This window comes from Bacillus cereus group sp. MG16 (assembly GCF_040459875.1).
Taxonomy (GTDB): Bacteria; Bacillota; Bacilli; order Bacillales; family Bacillaceae_G; genus Bacillus_A; species Bacillus_A paranthracis.
Genome location: NZ_JARVHE010000001.1, coordinates 4964521 through 4984563, shown reverse-complemented (window position 1 = coordinate 4984563; position 20043 = coordinate 4964521). Strand labels below are relative to the sequence as shown.

Genomic DNA, 20043 nt, shown 5'->3' with positions numbered 1-20043 from the left:
GAATGAGGATATGTCAAAAGAGATAGCAAAAAAACGTATAGAAGAACTACGTGATTTGTTAAATACATTTAACTATCAATATCACGTGTTAGACAATCCTTCTGTTTCTGATGCGGAGTATGACCGTAATATGCAGGAGCTTATAAAATTAGAAGCAGAGAACCCAGAGTTTATGAGTGAAGATTCTCCCTCTGTTCGCGTTGGGGGAACGGTTCTTGATATATTTGAAAAAGTAACACACAAGTCACCGATGTTAAGTTTAGGAAATGCATTTAACGAAGGAGATTTACGTGATTTTGACCGAAGAGTACGTCAAGGAATTGATGATGCGAATGTAAGATATATATGCGAATTAAAAATTGACGGACTTGCTGTTTCACTTCATTATGAAAAAGGACGCTTCATTCAAGGGGCAACACGTGGTGATGGTGTAACAGGTGAAGATATTACTCAAAATTTAAAAACGATTAAAGCAATCCCGCTTCGTTTAAATGAAGAAGTAACGTTAGAAGCACGAGGCGAAGCTTATATGCCGAAGCGTTCATTCGTTAAGTTAAATGAAGAAAAAGAGCAAAATGGTGAAGATGTATTTGCAAATCCGCGTAATGCGGCAGCAGGTTCAATCCGCCAACTTGATCCGAAAATTGCAGCGAAGCGTAACTTATCTATGTTTGTATACGGTCTTGCGAATGTAGAAGAAAAAACAATCCTATCACATAGTGAATCGCTTGATTTCTTAGGTGAACTTGGATTCAAAACAAATCCAAATCGACGCACATGTGAAACAATTGAAGAAGTTATAGCTTATGTAGAAGAATGGCAAGAAAAACGTCCGCATCTTGATTATGAGATTGATGGGATCGTTATAAAAGTAGATGATGTTGCTCTTCAAGAAAGTCTAGGCACTACAGCAAAAAGTCCAAGATGGGCGATTGCTTATAAATTCCCAGCGGAAGAAGTTGTAACAAGATTAACAGGCATTGAATTAAGTGTTGGTCGTACAGGGGTTGTAACACCGACTGCAGAGCTAGAGCCAGTGCGAGTAGCTGGTACGATCGTTCGTCGTGCTTCTTTACATAACGAAGATTTAATTCGTGAAAAAGATATTCGAATTGGTGACTACGTTGTTGTGAAGAAGGCTGGAGATATTATTCCTGAAGTTGTGAATGTTATTTTCGATAAGCGTACTGGTGAGGAAGAAGAGTATCATATGCCAACGCATTGCCCAGCATGTGAGAGTGAACTAGTTCGTTTAGAAGAAGAGGTAGCACTTCGTTGTATAAATCCAACTTGTCCTGCTCAAATTCGAGAAGGGTTAATCCATTTCGTTTCAAGAAATGCAATGAATATTGATGGACTTGGAGAACGTGTCATTACACAACTCTTTGAGGCAGATTATATTCGTACATTTGCTGATTTATATTCGTTGACGAAAGAGCAATTATTACAGCTAGAACGATTTGGAGAAAAATCAGCAACGAATTTAGTACAAGCAATTGAGAATTCTAAAGAAAACTCATTAGAGCGATTATTATTCGGTCTTGGTATTCGCCATGTTGGAGCGAAAGCGGCACGTACATTTGCAGAGCATTTCGAAACGATGGATGCGCTTGTGAAGGCAACGGAAGAAGAACTAAAAGCAATTAATGAAATTGGTGAAAAAATGGCTCAATCCGTAGTAACGTATTTCGATAATGAAGACGTATTAGAGTTATTACAACAATTTAAAGAATACGGCGTGAACATGACATATAAAGGCATGAAAATTGCTGATTTACAAAACGTTGAGTCGTACTTCGCAGGAAAAACTGTCGTTTTAACAGGGAAATTAGAAGTTATGGGACGTAGTGAAGCGAAGAAGAAGATTGAGGCATTAGGTGGAAAGGTAACAGGAAGTGTTAGTAAAAGTACAGATTTAGTTGTTGCAGGTGAAGCGGCAGGTTCGAAATTAGCACAAGCGGAGAAACATAATGTCGAGGTTTGGAATGAAGAGAGGTTCTTACAAGAGCTAAATAAGTAAGAGGTGCAAACTTACCATGAAAAAAATAGCATTAGCGGTATTAAGCCTTGGCCTACTTGTAAGCGGGTGTAGTGCAGGTGCCGACAAAGATGAAAAAGTGGTTGAGAAATCGGGGAAAGCAAAAGAGCAAGCAATCGTCCCGAATTACTCTATTTCGGATGAATATTATAAGACGACTATTCCATTTGAGGGAGGAAACGCACGTGGCTTAGTTGTGCAAGGAGTAAGTAATCGTCTTGATATAGATGAATTTGAAACAGGATTAATGCGTATTGCGAAAGAATCATTTAGTACGAAAGATAATGTTTTCAAAGGCGGAAAATCCCTAACAACTCAGTATATACAGATGCTTGTTAAAAGAAAACGTACAGATGCAGAACAAAAGGAACTAGAAGATACATTAAAAAAAGATGCGGTTAAATTCCCGAACATAGGGTTAAATCCTGCATTAGGTACAGGATCCGAATCATTAGAAGTGAAAAATAAAAAAAATCCAATATATATTTCAAATATTTTAGAGCATGATTATTATGTGAACAAAGGCGAAAAAAATGAGCGTAGTGGCATTGTAGTTGGATTAGCGATGAATTCGGTTCATTATTATGAGGAAGAGCATGGGTACCCGCGTGAGGCTGCAATTTCGAATGAAAAGATGTTAGCTGAAGGGAAAAAAATGGTGCCAGAAATCTTGAAAGTTATGCATCAACAAGATCCTGAAACAAAAAACCTTCCGATAACATTTGCAATTTATCGTCAGGCTCCGAAGTCCTCACTCGTACCAGGGAACTTTGTTTCTTATGCGAATGTTGAAAAAGGTAGTGAAACCGTTGAGGATTGGAAACAAATTAATGAGAAATATTATTTGTTCCCATCTGAACAAGCGAAAACAGATAATAAACGTGAAGACTTGGCGAGAGTATCAAACTTCAAGGCAAAATTAAGCGATTATTTCCAAGGCGACTATACAGCTGTTATCGGGACTGGTATGTATAGAGACGATGAATTAAGAGAAATAAAGCTCAATATTCCTGTCCAGTTTAATGGGAAAGCAGAAATAATTGGCTTTACACAATATGTAGCTGGGCTTGTTATGGAATACTTCCCGAATTATATGAAAGTACAAGTAACGATTAAATCTGTAGAACGTCCAGAAGCGATTATTATACGTGAAGCGAAGCAAGATGAACCGTATGTGAAAATTTTAGATTAAGTAGAAGGGCCGTTCCTTTATGGAACGGCTTTTTTTCTTGGTTAATTTTGTTATAATTTAAAATGTTATAAATAATGGGGTAAGGGGTAAAGGGCATGGATGAATTAAGTTTTCAAGTCATTATTTTATTAATTGCATTCGGTTTTTTAGCAGCTTTTATTGATTCAGTTGTTGGTGGTGGTGGATTAATTTCGCTTCCGGCACTTATGTTTGTTGGTTTACCACCAGCTTCGGCAATTGCAACGAATAAATTAGCTGCAACGATGGGGACGTTTACGAGTGCGATTTACTTTATTCGATCGGGAAAGGTTGATTTTAAAATTGTAGGAAAGTTAATCCCGTTAACTGTTATAGGAGCGGTCGCAGGTGCTTTAGTAGTAAAGTTTATTCCGCCGGATATTTTACGTCCGTTAGTGCTTGTGATGTTGGTGTTTATTGCCATTTATATTATTGCGAAAAAGGATTGGGGAAGTGTATCTACCTATAAGAAGATGACGAAAAGAAAAACATTAATATTTTTCTTTGTTATTTTAATGATAGGGTTTTACGATGGATTTTTTGGACCAGGAACAGGATCCTTTTTAATTTTTGCATTTTTATTAATTGGTTTGGATTTTATTCAAGCGGCAGCATCTGGAAAACTTTTGAATTTTGTTAGTAATATCGTATCGTTAATCACTTTTTTATTTTTAGACATAATTCATTTTGAATACGGTATTATTATGGGATTATCAATGATTTTTGGCGCTTATTTTGGATCGAAGTTTGCAGTTCAAAAAGGTGTTGGATATGTAAGGACTTTATTTTTGTTAGTAACTATTTTATTGATTAGCAAAAACGTTTTGGAATATACTCATATTTTGTAGAGTTATACATTTGTATAACTCTGTTTTTTTATTATATTTTAAAAATTAATTAATTTTTAAAATATAAGTCTAGGAATATTTGAATAAATCTAAATTATCGTGTAGAATAATGTTGTAAAATGTAAACGTTTTTCTAAGGGGAGGCTAAAAATAATGGTAGTAGCATACAAACATGAGCCATTTACAGATTTTTCAGTGGAGGCTAACAAATTAGCGTTTGAAGAAGGTTTAAAGAAAGTAGAATCTTATCTTGGGCAAGACTATCCATTAATTATTGGGGGAGAAAAAATCACTACAGAAGACAAAATTGTTTCTGTAAACCCTGCAAATAAAGAGGAACTTGTTGGTCGTGTTTCAAAAGCAAGCCGTGAGTTAGCTGAAAAAGCAATGCAAGTAGCGGATGAAACATTCCAAACTTGGAGAAAATCAAAGCCAGAAATGCGTGCAGACATTTTATTCCGTGCTGCAGCGATCGTTCGTCGTAGAAAACATGAATTCTCTGCTATTCTTGTAAAAGAAGCAGGTAAACCATGGAATGAGGCAGATGCTGATACAGCAGAAGCAATCGACTTTATGGAATATTATGGTCGTCAAATGTTGAAATTAAAAGACGGAATTCCAGTAGAAAGCCGTCCAATTGAATATAATCGTTTCTCTTACATTCCATTAGGAGTAGGTGTTATCATTTCTCCTTGGAATTTCCCATTCGCAATTATGGCAGGTATGACAACAGCTGCTTTAGTTTCTGGTAACACAGTATTACTAAAACCAGCTAGTACAACTCCTGTAGTAGCAGCGAAATTCATGGAAGTATTAGAAGAAGCTGGCTTACCAGCTGGCGTAGTAAACTTCGTACCAGGTAATGGTTCTGAAGTTGGTGACTACTTAGTAGATCACCCTCGTACACGTTTCATTAGCTTCACTGGATCTCGTGATGTAGGTATCCGTATTTATGAGCGCGCAGCGAAAGTAAACCCAGGCCAAATTTGGTTAAAACGCGTTATCGCTGAAATGGGCGGTAAAGATACAATCGTTGTTGATAAAGAAGCAGATCTTGAATTAGCAGCTAAATCTATCGTTGCATCAGCATTCGGATTCTCAGGACAAAAATGTTCTGCATGTTCTCGTGCAGTAATCCACGAAGATGTATACGATCACGTATTAAATCGTGCTGTTGAATTAACGAAAGAATTAACAGTTGCTAACCCAGCTGTATTAGGTACAAACATGGGTCCTGTTAATGACCAAGCTGCATTCGATAAAGTAATGAGCTATGTTGCAATTGGTAAAGAAGAAGGTAGAATTTTAGCAGGTGGCGAAGGAGACGATTCTAAAGGCTGGTTCATCCAACCAACAATCGTTGCTGACGTTGCAGAAGATGCTCGTCTAATGAAAGAAGAAATCTTCGGACCAGTAGTAGCATTCTGTAAAGCAAAAGACTTTGACTATGCACTTGCAATTGCAAACAATACAGAATACGGTTTAACAGGAGCAGTTATCTCTAACAACCGTGATCATATTGAAAAAGCACGTGAAGACTTCCACGTAGGTAACTTATACTTCAACCGTGGATGTACTGGTGCAATCGTAGGATACCAACCATTCGGTGGCTTTAACATGTCTGGTACAGACTCTAAAGCTGGTGGTCCTGACTACTTAGCGCTTCACATGCAAGCAAAAACTACTTCTGAAACTTTATAAGAAATAGTAGAAGAGATCTTCGCAGTCTGCGAAGATCTCTTTTTTTGAAAAATTTTTTATATGTGGATTAACATAGTAATCAGTAGAAAAACTAATAAAGTAATAAGGTTTACTTCAGCAAAATGAGGTATATTTATATTTGCTGAATAGATTCTCTTTAAAGATAAGAAAAGTAGGTGAACAAAGTGGGAAAATATCAATTGGATTACAAAGGTCAGGTAGCTGTCGCGAAGTTTCATGAAAAACAGACGCCTGTCAAATTTGATAAAAAGCAGCAAATTGAAAAATTGCGTGCGGAGTATTTGAAAAAGAAACAAAAACAAACAGATAAATAATAGGAGAAATTAGTTAATTTGCATTAAAAAACACTTACCATATATTACTATTTGGTAAGTGGAACTAGCTAAAACCTATTCATATCGGGATAAACATGTAAATAGAAATAAAACAATGAGAAAAGTTGACTTATTAGTCACATTTTTTTGTATTCATTTTAAGGATTTCCTGTATAATACAATTTGAAAGAAAATCTATGGTTTGACAAGAAACACTCTTTTCGGTTTTGCTCACTGAAGAGAGTGTTTTTTTGTAGCTAAAAACTCCTCTGTACTCATTACATTTGCATATACGCCATTTAAACTAGCTAAAATTGTATTATGAATATAAACAGCTGGTATCGTAGCATTCTTAAAAGAAAGATCTTTTGTCGCACAAGCATCATGTATAACAGTACATTGCAAGCCGAAATCAAAGGCAGCCCTTACGGTAGCATCAATACACATATGAGTCATCATCCCGCATATGACGAGGTGCTCAATATTTAAACGTTGTAATTGCTCTAGAAGATCGGTTTCTCGAAAACTATTTGGATAATGTTTGAGTATAACGGTTTCTTCTTTAAGTGGGCGTACGCTTTCATGAATATGTACACCTTCTGTATTGGGTAGGAAAAAAGTAGCGTCCTCTTTTATTGCTACATGTTGGATATGAAAAATAGGTTCGTTTTTCTTTCTAAAGAGCTGTAGTAGCCGACGGGCATATGCGCTTGCTTCGACTGGATTACGTAATTCCATTTTGCCGTGTGGAAAATAATCATTTTGAATATCAATGAGTAAAAGAGCTGTTTTCATATATTTATCTTCCTCCGATTTCATATTCAAATAATGGTATTCAATTAGTAGAGAAGATTATCCTTTTAAAAAATATGCAAGAGGAGAATTTTACATAACTTTAAAGATTACTATTTTTTATTGAATTTTTCATCTGAAAATTTTAATAAAGAAATAATTAATATTTTTCTAAAAAATGTATTGACTCTTATTATTCTGAGTTCTATAATGAGAATTAATTAAACGACAATTAAATCGATACATTCTTATCCAGAGAGGTGGAGGGACTGGCCCTACGATACCTCAGCAACGGGTTTTTTTAATACCGTGCTAACTCCAGCAAGTCTATGAAAGGCTTGGAAGATGAGAAGATGTGAACGAGTACATATAAGTGCTCTCCTTCTTATCTTTATGGTTGATAAGAAGGAGAGCACTTTTTATTTTACCTCGAGAGCTCTGCTTCAAGTTTTCACAGCATATAGGAGGGGGAAAAATGATTTCTTTTAACAATGTAAGTAAAGTATATGAAACAGGTGGGCAATCTGTTCATGCGGTGGAGGATGTAACGTTATCAGTTGAGAAAGGCGAAATTTTTGGCATTATTGGTTTTAGTGGCGCTGGAAAGAGTACGTTATTACGCCTAGTAAACATGTTAGAGAGACCAACGGCAGGAACGATTTCAATAGATGATAAAGAGATTACATCATTATCGACGAAAGAATTACGGAAGCTAAGACAAAGAATCGGGATGATTTTTCAAAGCTTTAATTTATTTAATTCAAGAACAGTATTTGGGAATATTGCTTATCCATTAAAGTTAGCAAAAGTACCAAAGAATGAAATAAAAGAAAGAGTAAATGAATTGCTGAAGTTTGTAGGGTTAGAAGATAAAGCAAACAATTACCCAGAGCAGCTATCAGGCGGACAAAAGCAACGTGTTGGTATTGCTAGAGCACTTGCAACATCACCAGATATTCTTATATGTGATGAGGCAACATCAGCTTTAGATCCAGAAACAACGACAGAAATTCTAAACTTATTAAAGAAAGTAAATCGAGAATATAATTTAACAATTCTTCTTATTACACATGAAATGCATGTTGTGAAAGAAATTTGTCACCGTGTAGCTGTAATGGAGAAAGGAAAAGTTATTGAAGAAGGAAAACTGTTTGATGTTTTCACACAACCAAAAACAAAGACGACTCAAAACTTTGTACGTTCTGTTATTAATGATCATTTACCGGAAAGTGTTTTAGCAAAAATTCAAAATGGTGGTCAGATTTATCGTCTAACATTTACTGGTGAGGAGACAGGACAGCCAGTACTATCATATATCGCAAAAAACTATAATGTCGATGTAAATGTACTGTACGGAAATATTATTGAACTTCAAAATGTGCTATTTGGAAATCTTCTTGTAGAATTGCAAGGTGAACAGAGGGAAATTCAAAAAGCATTACAACATCTAAGACTGCAAGTGCAGCTGAAGGAGGTAGAAGCTCATGCGAGTTGATTGGAGTATATTTTGGCCGCGCATATTAGATGCGACGGGGGATACTCTTTTAATGGTAATTGTAACCCTTATATTTGCTACAATTCTTGGTATACCTCTAGGTTTACTTTTATATGTAACGAGAAAAGGAAACTTTTTAGAAAATAAATGGGTCTTTTCTATTCTTAATATCATTATTAATACAATTCGTCCGATTCCATTCATCATATTCTTAGTAGCTTTAAGTCCGCTAACAAGAAGTGTTATTGGAACAACGATTGGAACGGCGGCAGCAATTTTTCCAATGACGTTAGTTGCAGCGATCGGTATTGCTAGAATGGTTGAAACAAATCTTGTTTCTGTTCCGAAAGGGGTAATCGAAGCAGCTCAAGCGATGGGTGCTTCACCAATTAGAATTGTTTTTGAAATCCTTGTACCAGAAGCGTTAGCGCCATTAATTTTAGGTGTTACATTTATGACAGTTGGTTTAATTGAATTTTCTGCAGTTGCTGGGCTTGTCGGTGGCGGCGGTCTTGGTGATTTAGCAATGACATATGGTTATCAACGTTTTGATACATCAGTTATGTTCGTAACGGTCGTTTTACTTATCATTCTTGTACAGTTAGCTCAAAATTTAGGAAACTACTTTGCGAAAGTCTTTTTACGCAGATCATAAAAAGGAAGTGGGGAAAAGGAAATGAAGAAAATTTTAGCATTTGCATTATCAGCAATTGTAGGAATTTCGGCGTTAAGTGGCTGCTCGGATGCAGGAACAAAAGAGAAAACAGTTCGTATTGGTGTAACTGGAACGGATGGAAACGCTTGGGAAATTGTAAAGGAAAAAGCTGAAAAAGAAGGAATTAAAGTTAAACTGGTTGAGTTCTCTGATTACACAACGCCAAATAAAGCGTTAGCTGATGGAGATATTGAATTAAATTCATTCCAGCATATTGCATTCTTAGAGCAATTTAAAAAGGAGCATAAGCTAGATATTACAGCTGTTGGTACAACGCAAATTGCACCAATGGGTTTATACTCTGAAAAACATAAGAAAGCAAATGAAATTCCAGATGGTTCAGAAATTGCGATTCCAAATGATCCAACGAACCAAGCACGTGCATTAAAACTTCTTGATGCAGCTGGGTTATTAAAGCTTAAAAAAGACTTTGGTCTATTTGGAGATCCAAGCGGCATTGCTGAAAATCCGAAGAAGTTAAAAATTACACCGGTTATCGCACAGCAAACACCTCGTGTATTAAAAGATGTAGCAGCTTCAGTTATTAATAACGGTGTTGCTGGTCAAGCTGGATTAGATCCAGCGAAGGATCCAATTTTCTTAGAAGATCCAAAGAATGAAAATGCGAAGCCATATATTAATATTTTCGCAGCTCGTACGAAAGATAAAGATGATCCAACACTGAAAAAAGTAATTGAATTATATCATTCAAAAGAAGTAACAGATGCAATTAAGAAAGAAACAAATGATGGTTCAATTTCAGTAGATCTTTCACTTGATGAGCTTGAAAAAATCGTAAAATAATGATTGGGTTTAATGGACTAACAGAAGGAACCCCTCCGCTGTTAGTTCGTTCAACATATAATCTACTTAACAAACAAAACAAACCCTAATTCTGTACCTTCCAATTCTGTATAACATAGAATCCAATGTTTGTTAAGTAGAGTAATGGACCAGGAGTTTTCCTGGTCTTTTTTATGGATGAAAGTAGCTAGCGAATAGTAAGGTAATCCAAATTATAATAGGATAAGAAAATAAACTGAAAGCGAGTGTAATTAAGAATTTATTTTTATGAATTAAGTGTTTTTGGGATGAAAAAAAGAAAATAGAAAAGATGGCAATGAAAACTGCGGATATTACGCCAGGGTTATAAGAACGGTAAATGAAAAATAAAATAATATGTTGAACAGAGTTGAAGAAAATTGCCCCTTGTATAAAAATAATCCAGTATATAGAAGACAAGATGTTTATTTGATATAGAAAGACGATAAGTAAAACAAAGAGAGTCAATATAGAAATCGCAATGGAAAATTGTTGACTAGTTATAAAAGTAATTGAAAATTGATTAGCAAGATATTGTGGCATTTGGAAAGATTCTTCAAGGTTATGAATGAAAAATAAAAAGGGAATTAGCCAGATTGTAAGAGGAGTAAAGTGTCTTACAGAAAATGTTTTTATCAATTTACATCAGCTCCAATAAAGGTGTAGAAAGCCTATAGGAAAAGGACTTCTACAAGGATATAACTATTCAATTACAATACTTTTTAAATTGCTATTATGTTGTGGTTGTTCGGTAGCATAAGAAGATAGTTCCTCTTGTAAAATATTTAGTATTTGCTTAGCTGATTGCTGGATTGGTGCAGGTAACTCTTCTAATATATGCATACCGATTTTTATTTTTGTACGAATTACCTTCCTTATTAATTCCTCATGCATGCACGACACCTCCAAATCGAATGTTTAGTACATCATCTTCGAATTTTGCTCCTTGAATAGAAAGGTGTGTTAACGTTTTGGGTAATGTGATGTTTCGTTTAACAGAGCCAGCACGAATGATAAGCTCGTCACCTTTTTGATTTAATGCAAGTTCACTTTTGTTAGAGAAGGGAATGGACAGAACGAAAATATACTCATCGCCATCTTTTTTTACATATTGAGTGCGACCGTTAAATTTTACTTCAGTAGGACAATAATCTTTTTTAAATAAAGCATCTCCAACGCGTTCTAACATAGGTAAGCCAACAACTTCTTGTTCAAACATTGGAGCTTCGTAAATAGGAAGCGGATCAAAGCTATTTTGAATTAATGTTTTATATTTCTTTTGAGTATCTTTCCAAGCTTGAAAATAAGGATCGATGACAGTGTTAGGGATGACGCGGTTAATCATAATCGCATCTACGTTATAATCGTATAAATTTAAATACGTAAAGCTACGCTGAGCCTCTTTAATAACCATTTTTTCGGGATTTACAACGATGCGGATACTTGTTACGTCTCGGTTTGATAAAATATCTCTCATTTCTCCAAGTTGTTCAAGTGTATTTGTTAATTCGTCCATAATATCATCGGTTGGAAGGGGGACACCAAGAAGTGGTTGCGCTACAGGGCGAACAACTTTTAAAACTTTTCTTTTAATAGGGAAGAGTTTTTCCATCCACCAGCCGAGCATGTCTGGAAAACTGAGCATGGCTAATGTTTCTCCTGTTGGGGCACAATCAATGATAATAACATCATATGTGTTTTGTTTATAATAATCGAGTACACGAAGTAAGCTAATTAAATCTTCCATACCAGGAAACATCGTTAACTCTTCTGTTGTAATATCATCAGCTGCTTTGGAAGTGAAGAGTAGTGTAATATATTTCTGTAATTTCCCCCAGCCTTTTTCCATCTCATAAATCGTATTAATTTCTTGTGCCCATAGGTTTTCACGAATTTCTAATGGTTCAGAAGATAGTTTTATACCAAATGAATCTCCTAAACTATGAGCTGGGTCTGTGCTCATTACTAAAGTTTTTAATCCTTGTTTTGCGCTTTGAAGTGCAGTTGCCGCTGAAATGCTAGTTTTTCCTACGCCGCCTTTACCTGTATACAAAATAATTCTCATCATTCATATCCCCTTTGTTTCGAGTATCAAATATTACGAGTGGCGAAATAAATGATTGAATAAAAACCCAGCTAGGGTTTTATTCAATCGGAATGTTTTTCATTTTAGGTGTTGAAACCTTTTCTTCTGTTTTTTGTTGTGACGTAGCAATGTGATTCATAATCTTTTGGAAGATTTGTAGTAAAAATGCTTTTTCTTCTTCCGATAATGCTTCGGTCACTAGGTTAAAATAATGGGCTGCATTTTGTTTTACTTCTTGAACGAGCAATACGCCGTTTTCTGTTAAACGAATTAATACAATGCGTCGGTCATTTTCGTCACGGTATCTTTCAATATATCCCTTTTTTACAAGACGATTTACAACACCTGTCGTTGTACTCATCGGTATATCAAGAAGGTCAGCGATTTTTGTCATTGTAATATCTGTATTTCGCTCCATCCAAAGTAAACAAAATACTTCAGTTTTAGAAAGTGTTAAATCTAAGCTTACCCATTCTTCAGGATAGAAAAGTTTCTTGGCATTATCTAGCAGTAAGTCTAAAAAATGTTCGTATTGCAACAATTAATTCCACTCCCGTATATTTCGAGTTTCGTAATATTTATTTTTATTTTATGTAGAATTGAAATAAATGTAAATGATTTTAATTGTTTTTTCGGATTAAACAGAAAATTCATCTTAAAATATTATTCTTTTATGAAAGATTTATAAATATAAAACTAGAATTTACATAAAAATTCATCATAGTAAATATACTTATCTATAATAGATGTACAGCTAACGAGGGGGAGAACGATGAGAAGACGTAATACGCAAGCGTTCACGTTTTTAGCATGGACTTCATTTGTTTGCGCGCTTTCAGGTATGCTAATTGGAATTTATACGCTAGATGAAACGCTTAGTGTAAAAGGATATTATTTAATTGGAACATTATTTTTAACGATGTCTTGTTTTGTATTACAAAAAACAATTCGTGATAATGAAGAAGATAACGAGAGATTTCCGAAAAATAAACCGTTAGATAAAGAGTAAATCGTAAAGAAAGGCGTTTGCCTTTCTTTTTTTATGTAAAAATGCTGTAAGTGCCGTGTGTTGACTTGCTTGAAGTACTGAAAATTTGGTATCATCAATAGTATTGTAGATTGAACGATATATTATGGAGGTGGCCTAGCCGTGTCAAGAATTTCCGTTGAGAATGTAAAGCACGTAGCACATTTAGCACGTCTTGCAATTACTGATCAAGAAGCAGAAAAATTTCAAAAACAACTAGATGCAATTGTTACATTTGCAGAACAGTTAAATGAATTAGATACAACAGATGTAAAACCAACAACTCATGTATTAACTATGAAAAATGTTATGCGTGAAGATGTACCAGAAAAAGGTTTACCAGTTGAAGAAGTATTAAAAAATGCACCGGATCACAAAGATAATCAAATCCGTGTTCCAGCAGTATTAGAATAGAGGAGGGGAATTTCGATGTCATTATTTGATCATTCAGTATCAGAGTTACATAAGAAATTAAACAACAAAGAAATTTCCGTTACGGATTTAGTAGAAGAATCTTACAAACGTATTGCGGATGTTGAAGATAACGTAAAAGCTTTTCTTACATTAGATGAAGAAAACGCACGCGCGAAAGCGAAAGAATTAGACGCGAAAATTGGTGCTGAAGATAATGGTTTATTATTCGGTATGCCAATCGGTGTTAAAGATAACATTGTAACTAACGGTCTTCGTACGACTTGTGCAAGCAAAATGTTAGCAAACTTCGATCCAATTTATGATGCGACAGTTGTGCAAAAGCTAAAAGCTGCTGACACAATTACAATCGGTAAATTAAATATGGACGAGTTCGCAATGGGTTCTTCAAATGAAAACTCAGGTTTCTACGCTACGAAAAATCCATGGAACTTAGATTACGTTCCAGGCGGATCTAGTGGTGGTTCTGCAGCAGCTGTAGCAGCAGGAGAAGTATTATTCTCTCTAGGTTCTGATACGGGTGGTTCTATCCGTCAACCAGCTGCATATTGCGGCGTTGTAGGTTTAAAACCAACCTACGGACGTGTATCTCGTTACGGATTAGTAGCATTTGCATCTTCACTTGACCAAATCGGACCGATTACACGTACAGTAGAAGACAATGCATACTTATTACAAGCTATTTCAGGTCTTGACCGTATGGATGCAACTTCTGCTAACGTTGAAGTAGGAAACTACTTAGCTGGTTTAACAGGCGACGTTAAAGGTTTACGCATTGCTGTACCGAAAGAATACTTAGGAGAAGGTGTTGGCGAAGAAGCTCGTGAGTCAGTACTAGCTGCTTTAAAAGTATTAGAAGGTATGGGCGCAACTTGGGAGGAAGTATCTCTTCCACACTCTAAATACGCTCTAGCAACGTATTACTTATTATCTTCTTCTGAAGCATCAGCTAACCTTTCACGCTTTGATGGCGTACGTTATGGTGTTCGTTCTGATAATGTGAATAACTTAATGGATCTTTACAAAAACACACGTAGCGAAGGCTTCGGTGATGAAGTAAAACGTCGTATTATGCTTGGTACATTTGCTCTTAGCTCTGGTTACTATGATGCATATTACAAAAAAGCACAACAAGTACGTACATTAATTAAAAACGACTTTGAAAATGTATTTGCTAACTACGATGTTATTATTGGACCAACAACGCCAACTCCGGCATTTAAAGTGGGCGAAAAAGTTGATGATCCAATGACAATGTATGCAAATGACATTTTAACAATCCCAGTAAACTTAGCAGGTGTTCCAGCGATTTCTGTTCCATGTGGGTTCGGTGCTAACAACATGCCACTTGGTTTACAAATCATTGGTAAACACTTCGATGAAGCGACAATTTACCGCGTTGCACATGCGTTTGAGCAAGCAACAGACCATCATACAAAAAAAGCAAGTCTGTAAGGAGGCGAGCATAGATGAATTTAGAAACAATTATTGGTTTAGAGGTTCACGTTGAGTTAAAAACAAATTCGAAAATTTTCTCTGCGAGTCCAACAGAATTCGGAGCGGAACCAAATACACAAACAAGTGTAATTGACTTAGGATACCCAGGAGTACTTCCTACTTTAAATAAAGAAGCAGTTAACTTTGCAATGAAAGCTGCAATGGCATTAAACTGTGAAATCGCAACAGAAACGAAGTTTGACCGTAAAAACTATTTCTATCCAGATAATCCGAAAGCTTACCAAATCTCTCAGTTTGATAAGCCAATTGGTGAAAATGGTTGGATTGAAATTGAAGTAGACGGTAAAAAGAAACGTATCGGTATTACACGTCTTCATTTAGAAGAAGATGCTGGTAAATCAACGCATACAGCTGACGGCTCATTAGTAGACTACAACCGTCAAGGTATGCCTTTAATTGAGATCGTATCTGAGCCAGATATGCGTACGCCAGAAGAAGCATATGCATACTTAGAGAAGTTAAAATCAATCATTCAATACACTGGCGTATCTGATTGTAAGATGGAAGAAGGTTCCTTGCGTTGTGATGCGAACATTTCCCTTCGTCCAGTTGGACAAGAGAAGTTCGGTACAAAAGCGGAACTGAAAAACTTAAACTCTTTCACTTACGTACAAAAAGGTCTTGAGTTTGAGCAAGCTCGCCAAGAAAAAGAATTATTATCTGGTGGTATCATCCAACAAGAAACACGTCGTTATGATGAAGCAACGAAGAAAACAATCTTAATGCGTGTGAAAGAAGGATCTGATGATTACCGTTACTTCCCAGAGCCGGACTTAGTTGAACTTTACATCGACGATGAGTGGAAAGAAGCAGTTCGTGCTTCTATTCCAGAACTTCCAGATGCACGTAAAGCTCGCTACGTTGCAGAATTAGGCTTACCAGCTTATGATGCACACGTATTAACATTAACGAAAGAAATGTCTGATTTCTTTGAAGCAACTGTTGCAGACGGTGCTGATGCGAAATTAACATCAAACTGGTTAATGGGTGAAGTACTTGCATACCTAAACAAACAACAAAAAGAATTAAAAGACGTTGCATTAACGCCTGCTGGTTTATCTAAAATGGTTCAATTAATTGAAAAAGGTACAATTTCTTCTAAAATTGCGAAGAAAGTATTTAACGAATTAATTGAAAAAGGTGGAGACCCAGAAGAAATCGTTAAAGCGAAAGGCCTTGTTCAAATTTCTGACGAGGGTACACTTCGTAAAGTTGTAACAGAAATTCTTGATAATAATGAGCAATCTATCGAAGACTTTAAAAACGGTAAAGACCGTGCAATTGGCTTCTTAGTTGGTCAAATTATGAAAGCTACAAAAGGACAAGCAAATCCACCGCTTGTTAACAAAATCTTACTTGAAGAGATTAATAAGCGATAATAGTAGTAACTTTTAAAGATTAAGCAGAAAAACACCCGTACATGGGTGTTTTTCTAGGTTAATCAAACGTTTGTTTAAATGAGAGAAAATTATTTAAACAAACGTTTGATTAACTGTCAAAAGTGGAAAAATGTTTGTATAGCAACTATGGTATGATAGTTGCAAAAAGGTGGGAATAATGATAAATCTAGAAATAGAGGTTTTTTCATCTCATGAAATAATAGATAATTATTATTCGTTATATGTAAATTGTTGTGAGGAAATAGATGGACATAAATTTTTTGTCAAATAAAACAAAACCATTGAAATGAATATTTACTTTTGATGGGCTACACGAATCGGGTTCTTACTGCCTGTTTGAGCGAGATAAAAGAAGGATAGGAAGATGAGAGGAGGTAGGCATGGGAATACTGAATAGAAGTTCGGTATGTTCTTTGTCGATACATAAAGAAATTTCCTGTGCTAATAAATGATGAAGCGAGCAAGAATTATTTATAATCCTACTTCTGGGCGTGAGCTATTTAAGAAGAGCTTACCGGAAGTATTACAAAAATTAGAACAAGCTGGATATGAAGCATCTTGTCATGCGACAACGGGTCCTGGAGACGCAACGGTGGCGGCGAGGCAAGCTGTAGAGCGTAAATTTGATGTTGTTATTGCGGCTGGTGGTGACGGCACGTTAAATGAAGTCGTAAACGGTCTAGTTGGTCATGAATTCCGTCCGAAATTTGGAATTATTCCAGTTGGAACGACAAATGACTTTGCACGTGCAATCGGTGTACCTCGTTCTATTGAAGAAGCAGCGGATATTATTTGTGAAGGAAAAACTGTGCCATTAGACCTTGGTAGAGCAAACGATACATATTTTATTAACATCGCTGGTGGCGGTCGTATTACAGAATTAACATATGAAGTACCAAGTAAGCTAAAGACTGTATTAGGACAACTTGCTTATTATTTAAAAGGTATCGAAATGCTACCATCACTACATCCAACATATGTTGAAATTGAGTATGATGGAAAATTACTACAAGAAGAAATTACGATGTTTTTAATTACGAATACTCGTTCAGTGGGTGGCTTTGAAAAGGTAGCACCATATGCATCGATTAACGATGGCTTATTTGATTTATTAGTGCTGAAAAAAGGTTCGATTGCCGACTTAATTAAAGCTGCAACACAAGCGCAGCGTGGTGAACATATTAACAATCCAAAAGTACTATACACACAAGCGAACCGAATTAAAGTGCATTCACCAGATAAACTAATGATTAATTTAGATGGTGAATATGGTGGAGATGCACCGATGGAATTCGAAAATATGTATCATTGTCTGGAACTATTTGTTCCTGAACATCAAGAGGATGCCCTGTAAAGGCATCCTTTTTTATTTATACATATATGAACGTGTCCAAGGAATGGAATCACTAATCCCTTTTGTAAATACAAATTGATGTAAATCAATGTTACCAGTATAAAACGAAGCTGCACAAGCATTTAAATACAAGCGCCACATACGAATAAATCGCTCATCTTTTGTTTTACGTATTTCATCTAGTGTATTTTCAAAGTTTTCTGCCCAGTGTTGAAGTGTTTTACCGTAATGTCTGCGCAAGCTTTCAACATCAACTATAAAGAAATGCTGATTAGTTATGTTAGTAATTAATTCATTAACGGCGGGGACGTATCCACCAGGAAATATATATTTCTCAATCCAACTATTAGTAGCGCCCTCTGTAGGAGAAGTAATACAGTGAAGAACGGAAATACCACCATCATTGAGTAATGCATTGACCGTTTCAAAGTACTCTGTAATGTGATCTTTCCCGACATGTTCAATCATACCTACACTAACAATTTTATCAAACTTTCGCTCGTGAATATCACGATAATCGAGTAAATTTACTTCAACTAAATCTGTGAGATTTTCTTTTTCGATTCTTTCTAGAGTTTTTGCATATTGTTCTTCACTTAATGTGACTCCCGTTGCTTTCACACCATATTGTTTTGCGGCAGCTGTAATGAGTTCACCCCATCCGCAACCAATGTCTAGCAAAGTATCTCCTTTTTGAAGGTTTAACTTTTTTAAAATATGATTTACTTTATTATGTTGAGCAGCTGTTAAGGAATCGGTTTCATTTTGGAAATATGCACAAGAGTATGTCATTGTTTCATCTAGCCATAATTTATAAAAATCGTTCCCAATATCATAATGATAGGCGATATCTTCTTTATTTTTTCGTTTTGAAAAATTCCATCTGCTTGTAAGGTATTGTAATTTGCTATTACCTAAAAAACTGTCTTTGTTTTTATAAATAGACTCAATCGCTTTTTCAAGGTTACCCTCTATTTCAATATCTCCATTCATATAAGCTTCACCAAATGCGATGGAGGGATTTTTTATTATCTCTTTTTTGGCAAGAGGTTTGTGGAATGTAATATGAAATTGAGGATTCCCTTCACCGTACTGTACAGTGTTTCCATCCCAAAGTGTAATTTGAACAGGATCTAAAAACAGATTTTCTAATGTTTTCTTATAAAATATTTCTTCAACCATATATAAACATCTCCTACTAAAAAAAGAATTAGGAAACTATCATGATAGTTAATGAGGTTAAGTAATTAGCTAATTTTCAATAAGATGAGAGTAATTTTACGCTTCTGTTACGTAATAGTCAAACAATCCGGTTTGTATTGTAAATTGGAAGTTAGTTTGATTTTCATGGTATTTTTACAATTCGTTTATTTTATATCCATACTTTATTGATACAATGGAGGAGATAAGAGACGAGAGGTGGGGTGTTATGGAGAAAGTAAAAGCAATACTATTTGATAAAGATGGGACATTAATGGATTTTCATTCAATTTGGATAAAAGTGGCTGAAGAACTTGTGGCTGAATGTATAAAATTATACCAACTGCCACAATCAATGCAGCCGACTTTATTAAAAGAAATCGGTGTGGATGGGGTATTTGTTCACCCACGTAGCGCAATAGCGGCAGGAACAAGCCTTGATGTGGCAAAGGGGCTTTGTAAGTATATTACGTCATCTAAGGAAGAGGAAATGCATGAATGGGTAAGTGAAAAACTGTTTGCCCTTATGTACGAGCATCGTTCTTACATGAAAATGACGGCAGATTTACCGAGAATTTTACAAAGCTTAAAGGATAGAGGATTTATTTTAGGTGTTGTTACAGCTGATGATTTCGCACCGACAGAATTATTTTTAAAACAGTATCAATTAGAGACCTTTTTTGATTATGTTGTAGCTTCAGATACATTTGCGGCACAAAAACCCGATAAAAGAATTATAGAATCCTTCTGTGAGAGGTTTCATTTAAAGGCATGTGAAGTAGCGGTCGTTGGGGATACACCGACTGATTTATATTTAGCGAAAAATGGTGATTGCTATGCAATAGGAGTACTATCTGGTACAGGGAATCGTCAAACATTAGAACCACTTGCGGATTTAGTAGTACAATCTGTTGGGGACTTTATTTCGCATTCAGGTGAGCTTGTTTGGGAACAAGGAAAGTCTAGTGTGTAAGAAAAATAAGTCTATAAAGACTCGTTTTGAGTCTTTATAGACTTATTTTTTATGACGAAATAGATGAATACTAGAAAAGAATATTGGCATACATTTT

The 20043-nt window shown here is 35.6% G+C and carries 20 protein-coding genes and 1 riboswitch; of the genes, 14 read left to right on the top strand and 6 right to left on the bottom strand.

Going from position 1 to position 20043, the window contains the following annotated elements:
- Positions 1–10: 10 nt before the first annotated feature.
- From ligA to QCI73_RS25795, 5 genes are all read left to right on the top strand, one after another.
- The gene (gene ligA, locus QCI73_RS25815; protein WP_000031440.1) at positions 11–2020 is read left to right on the top strand and encodes an NAD-dependent DNA ligase LigA; all 2010 of its coding nucleotides are present in this window, start codon (positions 11–13) and stop codon (positions 2018–2020) included.
- 16 nt (positions 2021–2036) lie between these two features.
- The gene (locus tag QCI73_RS25810) at positions 2037–3230 is read left to right on the top strand and encodes a CamS family sex pheromone protein (RefSeq protein ID WP_353824009.1); all 1194 of its coding nucleotides are present in this window, start codon (positions 2037–2039) and stop codon (positions 3228–3230) included.
- A gap of 95 nt (positions 3231–3325) precedes the next feature.
- Complete coding sequence (locus QCI73_RS25805) at positions 3326–4096, top strand: TSUP family transporter (RefSeq protein WP_262724522.1); 771 nt, start codon at positions 3326–3328, stop codon at positions 4094–4096.
- A gap of 153 nt (positions 4097–4249) precedes the next feature.
- On the top strand, positions 4250–5797 hold the full coding sequence (pruA, locus tag QCI73_RS25800) for an L-glutamate gamma-semialdehyde dehydrogenase (RefSeq protein WP_353824008.1): 1548 nt from the start codon (positions 4250–4252) through the stop codon (positions 5795–5797).
- Between the two features lie 185 nt (positions 5798–5982).
- Positions 5983–6132 (top strand): hypothetical protein, encoded by a 150-nt coding sequence (locus tag QCI73_RS25795; RefSeq protein WP_000521648.1) that lies wholly within the window; start codon positions 5983–5985, stop codon positions 6130–6132.
- A 231-nt stretch (positions 6133–6363) separates the two neighbouring features.
- Here the strand turns inward: QCI73_RS25795 and QCI73_RS25790 are convergent, their stop codons facing one another.
- On the bottom strand, positions 6364–6927 hold the full coding sequence (locus QCI73_RS25790) for a cysteine hydrolase family protein (RefSeq protein WP_000844889.1): 564 nt from the start codon (positions 6925–6927) through the stop codon (positions 6364–6366).
- 242 nt (positions 6928–7169) lie between these two features.
- Positions 7170–7276: riboswitch (SAM riboswitch) on the top strand.
- A gap of 123 nt (positions 7277–7399) precedes the next feature.
- Between QCI73_RS25790 and QCI73_RS25785 the strand changes: the two genes are divergently transcribed.
- Genes QCI73_RS25785 through QCI73_RS25775 form a run of 3 tightly spaced genes read left to right on the top strand, consistent with a single transcriptional unit; the run spans position 7400 to position 9938 of the window.
- Positions 7400–8419, top strand: a complete 1020-nt coding sequence (locus QCI73_RS25785; RefSeq protein WP_000622992.1) for a methionine ABC transporter ATP-binding protein — start codon at positions 7400–7402, stop codon at positions 8417–8419.
- Complete coding sequence (locus QCI73_RS25780; RefSeq protein WP_353824007.1) at positions 8409–9074, top strand: methionine ABC transporter permease; 666 nt, start codon at positions 8409–8411, stop codon at positions 9072–9074. Before QCI73_RS25785 ends, QCI73_RS25780 begins: the two co-directional genes overlap by 11 nt.
- 21 nt (positions 9075–9095) lie before the next feature.
- Positions 9096–9938, top strand: coding sequence for a MetQ/NlpA family ABC transporter substrate-binding protein (locus QCI73_RS25775; protein WP_001992483.1), 843 nt, complete (start codon positions 9096–9098; stop codon positions 9936–9938).
- A 171-nt stretch (positions 9939–10109) separates the two neighbouring features.
- Here the strand turns inward: QCI73_RS25775 and QCI73_RS25770 are convergent, their stop codons facing one another.
- The 4 genes from QCI73_RS25770 to QCI73_RS25755 form a co-directional block, all read right to left on the bottom strand.
- Positions 10110–10595 (bottom strand): HXXEE domain-containing protein, encoded by a 486-nt coding sequence (locus QCI73_RS25770; RefSeq protein ID WP_353824006.1) that lies wholly within the window; start codon positions 10593–10595, stop codon positions 10110–10112.
- Positions 10596–10658: 63 nt separating this feature from the next.
- Entirely contained in the window at positions 10659–10850 is a 192-nt protein-coding gene (locus tag QCI73_RS25765) for a DUF3926 domain-containing protein (protein ID WP_262724526.1), read from the bottom strand.
- Positions 10843–12024 carry an ArsA family ATPase gene (locus QCI73_RS25760; protein ID WP_002163767.1) on the bottom strand — a complete coding sequence of 394 codons (1182 nt, stop codon included), beginning with the start codon at positions 12022–12024 and terminating at the stop codon, positions 10843–10845. Before QCI73_RS25760 ends, QCI73_RS25765 begins: the two co-directional genes overlap by 8 nt.
- 76 nt (positions 12025–12100) lie before the next feature.
- A complete protein-coding gene (locus QCI73_RS25755; protein ID WP_044821657.1) occupies positions 12101–12583 on the bottom strand; it encodes a MarR family winged helix-turn-helix transcriptional regulator in 483 nt (160 codons plus the stop codon).
- A 231-nt stretch (positions 12584–12814) separates the two neighbouring features.
- On the opposite strand from QCI73_RS25755, the gene QCI73_RS25750 reads away from it, so the two are divergent.
- The 5 genes from QCI73_RS25750 (at position 12815) to QCI73_RS25730 (ending at position 17773) form a co-directional block, all read left to right on the top strand.
- A complete protein-coding gene (locus tag QCI73_RS25750) occupies positions 12815–13051 on the top strand; it encodes a YiaA/YiaB family inner membrane protein (RefSeq protein ID WP_001254393.1) in 237 nt (78 codons plus the stop codon).
- A 141-nt stretch (positions 13052–13192) separates the two neighbouring features.
- Positions 13193–13483, top strand: coding sequence for an Asp-tRNA(Asn)/Glu-tRNA(Gln) amidotransferase subunit GatC (gene gatC, locus QCI73_RS25745; RefSeq protein WP_000086999.1), 291 nt, complete (start codon positions 13193–13195; stop codon positions 13481–13483).
- A 15-nt stretch (positions 13484–13498) separates the two neighbouring features.
- Entirely contained in the window at positions 13499–14956 is a 1458-nt protein-coding gene (gatA, locus tag QCI73_RS25740) for an Asp-tRNA(Asn)/Glu-tRNA(Gln) amidotransferase subunit GatA (protein WP_000051445.1), read from the top strand.
- Between the two features lie 14 nt (positions 14957–14970).
- The gene (gene gatB, locus QCI73_RS25735; RefSeq protein WP_001047674.1) at positions 14971–16398 is read left to right on the top strand and encodes an Asp-tRNA(Asn)/Glu-tRNA(Gln) amidotransferase subunit GatB; all 1428 of its coding nucleotides are present in this window, start codon (positions 14971–14973) and stop codon (positions 16396–16398) included.
- A gap of 469 nt (positions 16399–16867) precedes the next feature.
- The gene (locus QCI73_RS25730; RefSeq protein WP_000977677.1) at positions 16868–17773 is read left to right on the top strand and encodes a diacylglycerol kinase; all 906 of its coding nucleotides are present in this window, start codon (positions 16868–16870) and stop codon (positions 17771–17773) included.
- A 12-nt stretch (positions 17774–17785) separates the two neighbouring features.
- On the opposite strand, the gene QCI73_RS25725 is transcribed toward QCI73_RS25730, so the two are convergent.
- Complete coding sequence (locus QCI73_RS25725; protein WP_353824005.1) at positions 17786–18955, bottom strand: SAM-dependent methyltransferase; 1170 nt, start codon at positions 18953–18955, stop codon at positions 17786–17788.
- Between the two features lie 247 nt (positions 18956–19202).
- Here QCI73_RS25725 and QCI73_RS25720 point away from each other — a divergent pair, with 247 nt between their 5' ends.
- The gene (locus QCI73_RS25720; RefSeq protein WP_353824004.1) at positions 19203–19946 is read left to right on the top strand and encodes an HAD family hydrolase; all 744 of its coding nucleotides are present in this window, start codon (positions 19203–19205) and stop codon (positions 19944–19946) included.
- Positions 19947–20043 lie beyond the last annotated feature (97 nt).

What these genes read in the sequence shown, in the direction of transcription:
- ligA (WP_000031440.1), top strand. Translation starts at nt 11, where the DNA reads ATGTCAAAAGAGATAGCAAAAAAACGTATAGAAGAACTACGTGATTTG.
- QCI73_RS25810 (WP_353824009.1), top strand. Translation starts at nt 2,037, where the DNA reads ATGAAAAAAATAGCATTAGCGGTATTAAGCCTTGGCCTACTTGTAAGC.
- QCI73_RS25805 (WP_262724522.1), top strand. Translation starts at nt 3,326, where the DNA reads ATGGATGAATTAAGTTTTCAAGTCATTATTTTATTAATTGCATTCGGT.
- pruA (WP_353824008.1), top strand. Translation starts at nt 4,250, where the DNA reads ATGGTAGTAGCATACAAACATGAGCCATTTACAGATTTTTCAGTGGAG.
- QCI73_RS25790 (WP_000844889.1), bottom strand. Translation starts at nt 6,927, where the DNA reads ATGAAAACAGCTCTTTTACTCATTGATATTCAAAATGATTATTTTCCA.
- QCI73_RS25785 (WP_000622992.1), top strand. Translation starts at nt 7,400, where the DNA reads ATGATTTCTTTTAACAATGTAAGTAAAGTATATGAAACAGGTGGGCAA.
- QCI73_RS25780 (WP_353824007.1), top strand. Translation starts at nt 8,409, where the DNA reads ATGCGAGTTGATTGGAGTATATTTTGGCCGCGCATATTAGATGCGACG.
- QCI73_RS25775 (WP_001992483.1), top strand. Translation starts at nt 9,096, where the DNA reads ATGAAGAAAATTTTAGCATTTGCATTATCAGCAATTGTAGGAATTTCG.
- QCI73_RS25765 (WP_262724526.1), bottom strand. Translation starts at nt 10,850, where the DNA reads ATGCATGAGGAATTAATAAGGAAGGTAATTCGTACAAAAATAAAAATC.
- QCI73_RS25760 (WP_002163767.1), bottom strand. Translation starts at nt 12,024, where the DNA reads ATGATGAGAATTATTTTGTATACAGGTAAAGGCGGCGTAGGAAAAACT.
- QCI73_RS25750 (WP_001254393.1), top strand. Translation starts at nt 12,815, where the DNA reads ATGAGAAGACGTAATACGCAAGCGTTCACGTTTTTAGCATGGACTTCA.
- gatA (WP_000051445.1), top strand. Translation starts at nt 13,499, where the DNA reads ATGTCATTATTTGATCATTCAGTATCAGAGTTACATAAGAAATTAAAC.
- gatB (WP_001047674.1), top strand. Translation starts at nt 14,971, where the DNA reads ATGAATTTAGAAACAATTATTGGTTTAGAGGTTCACGTTGAGTTAAAA.
- QCI73_RS25730 (WP_000977677.1), top strand. Translation starts at nt 16,868, where the DNA reads ATGATGAAGCGAGCAAGAATTATTTATAATCCTACTTCTGGGCGTGAG.
- QCI73_RS25725 (WP_353824005.1), bottom strand. Translation starts at nt 18,955, where the DNA reads ATGGTTGAAGAAATATTTTATAAGAAAACATTAGAAAATCTGTTTTTA.
- QCI73_RS25720 (WP_353824004.1), top strand. Translation starts at nt 19,203, where the DNA reads ATGGAGAAAGTAAAAGCAATACTATTTGATAAAGATGGGACATTAATG.